The organism is uncultured Abyssibacter sp., from assembly GCF_964000955.1.
Classification (GTDB): Bacteria; Pseudomonadota; Gammaproteobacteria; order Nevskiales; family OUC007; genus Abyssibacter.
On the sequence record NZ_CAXFCL010000268.1, the window covers coordinates 1 to 4,613 of the forward strand.

The window sequence follows — 4,613 nt, forward strand, 5'->3', positions numbered from 1 at the left end:
CCCTCCGATCGCAGCGCCGCACTGACGCCCGCCGTGCGCAAGACGGCCGCCGGCGCGGCCGAGCGCATCCTGTTCGTACGGGTCGGCAACCTGGCTCGCGCGCTGGACCGGTTGCGGGAGCGAGGTATCTGGGTTCACGGCCTGGCGGGAGACGCCGACGCCGATCTGTACGATGCCGATCTGACCGGTGCCGTGGCCCTGGCGCTGGGCGCCGAGGCCACCGGTCTGCGGCGGCTCACGCGTGAGCGCTGCGACGGCCTCTGGAAGCTGCCGATGGCCGCCGGGGTGGAAAGTCTGAACGTTTCCGCGGCCGGCGCGGCGAGCCTGTTCGAGGCCGTGCGGCAGCGCCGCGTTGCGCGCCGGTAGCATTTGGCCGTAGAATCCGCGCCCCCGCGAAATCGCGGGTTTCCTTGCCTCACCGTGCGAGCACGCCGGGAGGCTGTTCACCCGAATGCAGGAACCGGCCCCGGTGGCCGCCGCGCTCGGGTACATCCATAAGGAGTCACAATGCGACACTACGAAGTGGTCTTTCTGGTCCACCCGGACCAGAGCGAGCAGGTGCCTGCGATGCTGGAACGCTATCGCGGCACGATCGAAAATGCCGGTGGCAAGGTCCACCGCGTGGAAGACTGGGGCCGTCGTCAGCTGGCCTACACCATCGCCAAGGTTCACAAGGCGCACTACGCCATGCTGAACGTGGAATGCAGCCGCGACGCGATCGATGAGCTGGAAGGCATCTTCCGCTTCAACGACGCCATCATCCGTCACATGACCCTGCGCACCGACGGCGCACCTTCCGGTGCTTCGCCGCTGGTCAAGGATTCCGACGACGACAAGTCCGATTCCAAGCCGGCCAAGGCCAGCAGCGATTCGGCTTCCAGTGACGACGCCGACAAGGCTGCATAAGGAGATTCACCATGGCACGTTTCAGCCGTCGCAAGCGCGTCTGCAAGTTCACCGCCGAAGGCATCGAAGAGATCGACTACAAGGATCTCGCGCTGCTCAAGCAGTTCATCTCGGATAACGGCAAGATCGTTCCGAGCCGCATCACCGGCACCAAGGTTCGCTACCAGCGTCAGCTGGCAGCCGCGGTCAAGCGCGCCCGTTTCCTGGCGCTGCTGCCGTACACCGACCAGCACGAATAGGAGCGTAACGATGGAAGTCATTCTGCTGGATCGCATTCAGAACCTGGGTGATATCGGCGACACCGTCCGCGTGAAGCCGGGCTACGGCCGCAACTACCTGCTGCCTCAGGGCAAGGCCCTGCGCGCCACGCAGGACAACGTCGCGGTGTTCGAGGCCCGCAAGGCCGAACTGCTGAAGAAGGCCGCCGAGTCCGAAGCCGCCGCCAAGGCTCGTGCCGAAGCGCTGGCCGGTATCGGTGCCCTGAACCTGACCAGCCGCGCGTCGGACGAAGGCAAGCTCTACGGATCCATCGGTCCTCGCGAGATCGCCGATGCGATCACCGCTGCCGGCGTGACCGTCGACAAGGGCGAGGTCGTGATGCCGGACGGTCCGATCCGCTCGGTGGGTGAACACGAGGTCGTGGTTCATCTGTATGCCGCGATGGAAGCTGCAGTCAGCGTGATCATCGAAGCCGAGTAACCGGTTTCGATCACGCTGAACGAACGGCCGGCGCTTGCGTCGGCCGTTTTCGTTTCCGGCCCAAAACTGCCCGCGCCCAGCAGGTAGACTAGGGCGTGTTCACCTCCAGGCGCGACGCGCTCCAGATCAAGTAGACCCGCGTGGATCAACGACTCCCTCCCTATTCGCAGGAAGCCGAACAGGCCGTACTCGGCGGCCTGATGCTGCAGGACGACGCCTGGGACCGTATCGCCGGGCGGGTGCAGCAGGCGGACTTCTACCGCAAGGATCACCGGCTGATCTGGGAGGCGGTCGAGACCCTGGCGAACACCGACCGCCCGCGTGACGTGGTCACGGTGTCCGAATGCCTACAGGGGCGCGGACAGCTCGAGGATGCCGGCGGCCTCGCCTATCTGGGCACACTGGCCAACGACATCGGCAGCGCGGCGAATATCGCCGCTTACGCCGATATCGTGCGCGAGCGTTCGGTCTACCGGCGGCTGGTGCAGGTCGGCACCGACATTACCGACATGGGCTTTTCGCCGGAGGGGCGGCCGGCCTCGGAGCTGCTCGACGAGGCCGAGCGACGGGTGCTGGACATTGCCGAGTCCACGCGACGCACGACGTCCGGTCCGCGCTCCGGCTCGGAGTTTCTCGGTGATGTGGTCGAGCGGATCGAGAAGCTGGTCGCCGGCAGTCTGGCGGGAACGACCACGGGGCTGGTGGATCTGGACCGGAAGACCACCGGTCTGCACCCTGGCGATCTGGTCGTGGTCGCCGGCCGCCCGTCGATGGGCAAGACCAGTTTCGCGATGAACATCGCCGAGGCGATTGCCACCGACACCCAGAATCCGAAGGCGGTGCTGGTGTTCAGTCTGGAAATGCCTGGTGATCAGTTGATGATGCGCATGATCTCGTCGTTCGGGCGCGTCAATCAGGAACGCCTGCGCAGCGGTTCGCTGACCGACGAGGACTGGGACAAGATCCACTCGGCGATGACACTGCTGGAGCGGGCGCCGATCTACATCGATGACGACGGTCAGCTATCCCCGAACGAACTGCGCTCGCGGGCGCGCCGGCTCAAGCGCGAACTGAACAACACCCGCAACGAGCTGTTCCCCGACGGGATCGAGCTGGGGCTGATCATGGTCGACTACCTGCAGCTGATGCAGGTGCCCGGGTTCAAGGAAAACCGCACCAACGAAATCGCGATGATCTCGCGTGGCATGAAATCGCTGGCGAAGGAGCTGGAGGTGCCGGTGATCGCGCTTTCGCAGCTCAACCGCAGCGTGGAGAACCGGGATGACAAGCGTCCGCGCATGGCGGATCTGCGTGAGTCCGGGGGCATCGAGCAGGACGCCGACGTGATCCTGTTCATCTACCGCGACGAGGTCTACAAGCCGGAGACCGATCGCAAGGGGATTGCCGAGATCATCATCGCCAAGCAGCGTAACGGCCCCATCGGCAAGGTCGACGCGACGTTCACCGGTCAGTACACCCGCTTCGACAACGTGGCCCATTACCAGGACGATGAGTTTTGAGGCCGTGATTCCCCATCGCGTGACGGCGTCGGTCGACCTCGGCGCCATCCGGCACAACCTTCAGACCGTCCGACAGTACGCGCCCGATGCCCGGGTGATGGGCGCGCTGAAGGCGGATGCCTACGGCCACAGCGCCATGCAGGTCGCGCGCGCGCTGGATGGCGAACTCGATGCCTTCGCCGTCGCCTGCCTGGAAGAGGCGGAGCATCTCAGTGAGGCCGGTTTCCGGTCGCCCTGCGTGCTGCTGGAGGGCCTGTTGCATCAGGAGGAGTTGCCGGAGGCCGTGCGTCGTGGTCACCGCCTGGTGCTGCATGCGCAGTGGCAGCTCGATGTCTTGCGTGCGGCCAGGCCAGGCGCGCGGGTGCCGGTCTGGGTCAAGCTGGACACCGGCATGCACCGGCTGGGCTTCGAGGCGTCCCGGGCGGGTGAGCTCGCTGCCGCGGTTGACGCGATGCCGCAGATCGAGTTGCTGGGCTGGATGACGCATCTCGCCAATGCCGATGCACTGGAGACCGAGGCGACGGATCGGCAGCTCGCCTGCTTTTTCGACGCCGTCGACGGCCTGCCGGGCGCGCGGACCATCGCCAACTCGGCGGGGCTGATCCGCTATCCCGAGGCGCGCCAGGACTGGGTGCGCCCCGGCATCATGCTCTACGGTGCGTCACCGCTCGAGGGACGCTCGGCGGAGCAATGCGGGTTGCGCCCCGCGATGGAGGTGCGCAGCCGGATCATCGCGATCCGCGAGGTGAGCGCGGGAGGAGCGGTCGGGTACGGCAGTGAATGGGTTTGCGCGGAGCCTACCCGTGTCGGCGTCGTCGCGGTCGGCTATGGCGACGGCTATCCGCGCCACGCCCGGGCGGGAACGCCGGTGCTGGTGCGCGGGCGCCGCGCGGCACTGATCGGTCGGGTGTCGATGGACATGATCACCGTCGACCTTCGCGACTGTCCTGACGCCAAGGTGGGTGATGACGTGCTGCTGTGGGGTGGCGGGTTGCCGGCGGAGATCGTGGCCGAGCATGCCGGCACCATTGCCTACGACTTGTTCTGCGGCCTGACCAACCGCGTCCGCTACCTGTACCGGGACGACTGAATCGCCACCGGTGCTCCGATCAGGCGTCGGCGAGGCTGAAGGTCAGCGTGGCGCCAGCGAGCTTGATCTCGTCTCCCGGCGAGAGTTGGCGGGCATGGCCGCTAATCGACTCGCCGTTGACGCTCGGGGGCGGCTGATCGCCGTTGCGCTGACCGCTGACGTGGACGATGTAGTAGCCGTCCGGGCGACGCGTGACCGCGGCGACCTGAACGCCGGGCCGTCCCACGGTGGTCAGCGCCTTGGTCAGTTGCAGCTGCTTGCCGGCGTTGGGGCCGGTGGTCAGCGTCAGCGTTCCCACCTGCGGTTTTTCCGCCGGCGGCGGGGCGGCGGTGACCGACCCCAGGGTTCCGCCCGCCGCCGCGGCGATCTGGCCCGGACGCAGGATCATCGTCTGCTCC

At 66.7% G+C, this 4,613-nt stretch carries 7 protein-coding genes; 6 read left to right on the forward strand and 1 reads right to left on the reverse strand.

Annotated features, from left to right (window positions below):
- From ABNS06_RS12915 to alr, 6 genes are all read left to right on the forward strand, one after another.
- Positions 1 to 366: RNA methyltransferase (locus ABNS06_RS12915; protein ID WP_348675006.1), on the forward strand; the 366-nt coding region annotated here is incomplete at its 5' end.
- A 141-nt stretch (positions 367 to 507) separates the two neighbouring features.
- The gene (rpsF, locus tag ABNS06_RS12920; protein ID WP_348675007.1) at positions 508 to 906 is read left to right on the forward strand and encodes a 30S ribosomal protein S6; all 399 of its coding nucleotides are present in this window, start codon (positions 508 to 510) and stop codon (positions 904 to 906) included.
- Between the two features lie 11 nt (positions 907 to 917).
- Complete coding sequence (gene rpsR / locus ABNS06_RS12925; protein ID WP_348675008.1) at positions 918 to 1,145, forward strand: 30S ribosomal protein S18; 228 nt, start codon at positions 918 to 920, stop codon at positions 1,143 to 1,145.
- Positions 1,146 to 1,155: 10 nt separating this feature from the next.
- Positions 1,156 to 1,605 (forward strand): 50S ribosomal protein L9, encoded by a 450-nt coding sequence (gene rplI / locus ABNS06_RS12930; protein WP_348675009.1) that lies wholly within the window; start codon positions 1,156 to 1,158, stop codon positions 1,603 to 1,605.
- 140 nt (positions 1,606 to 1,745) lie between these two features.
- Complete coding sequence (gene dnaB / locus ABNS06_RS12935) at positions 1,746 to 3,125, forward strand: replicative DNA helicase (RefSeq protein WP_348675010.1); 1,380 nt, start codon at positions 1,746 to 1,748, stop codon at positions 3,123 to 3,125.
- Complete coding sequence (gene alr, locus ABNS06_RS12940; protein ID WP_348675011.1) at positions 3,115 to 4,215, forward strand: alanine racemase; 1,101 nt, start codon at positions 3,115 to 3,117, stop codon at positions 4,213 to 4,215. The genes dnaB and alr overlap by 11 nt, the downstream gene beginning before the upstream one ends.
- Positions 4,216 to 4,234: 19 nt before the next feature.
- Here alr and ABNS06_RS12945 read toward each other — a convergent pair.
- The coding region (locus ABNS06_RS12945; protein ID WP_348675012.1) for an FHA domain-containing protein at positions 4,235 to 4,613 on the reverse strand (379 nt) is incomplete at its 5' end.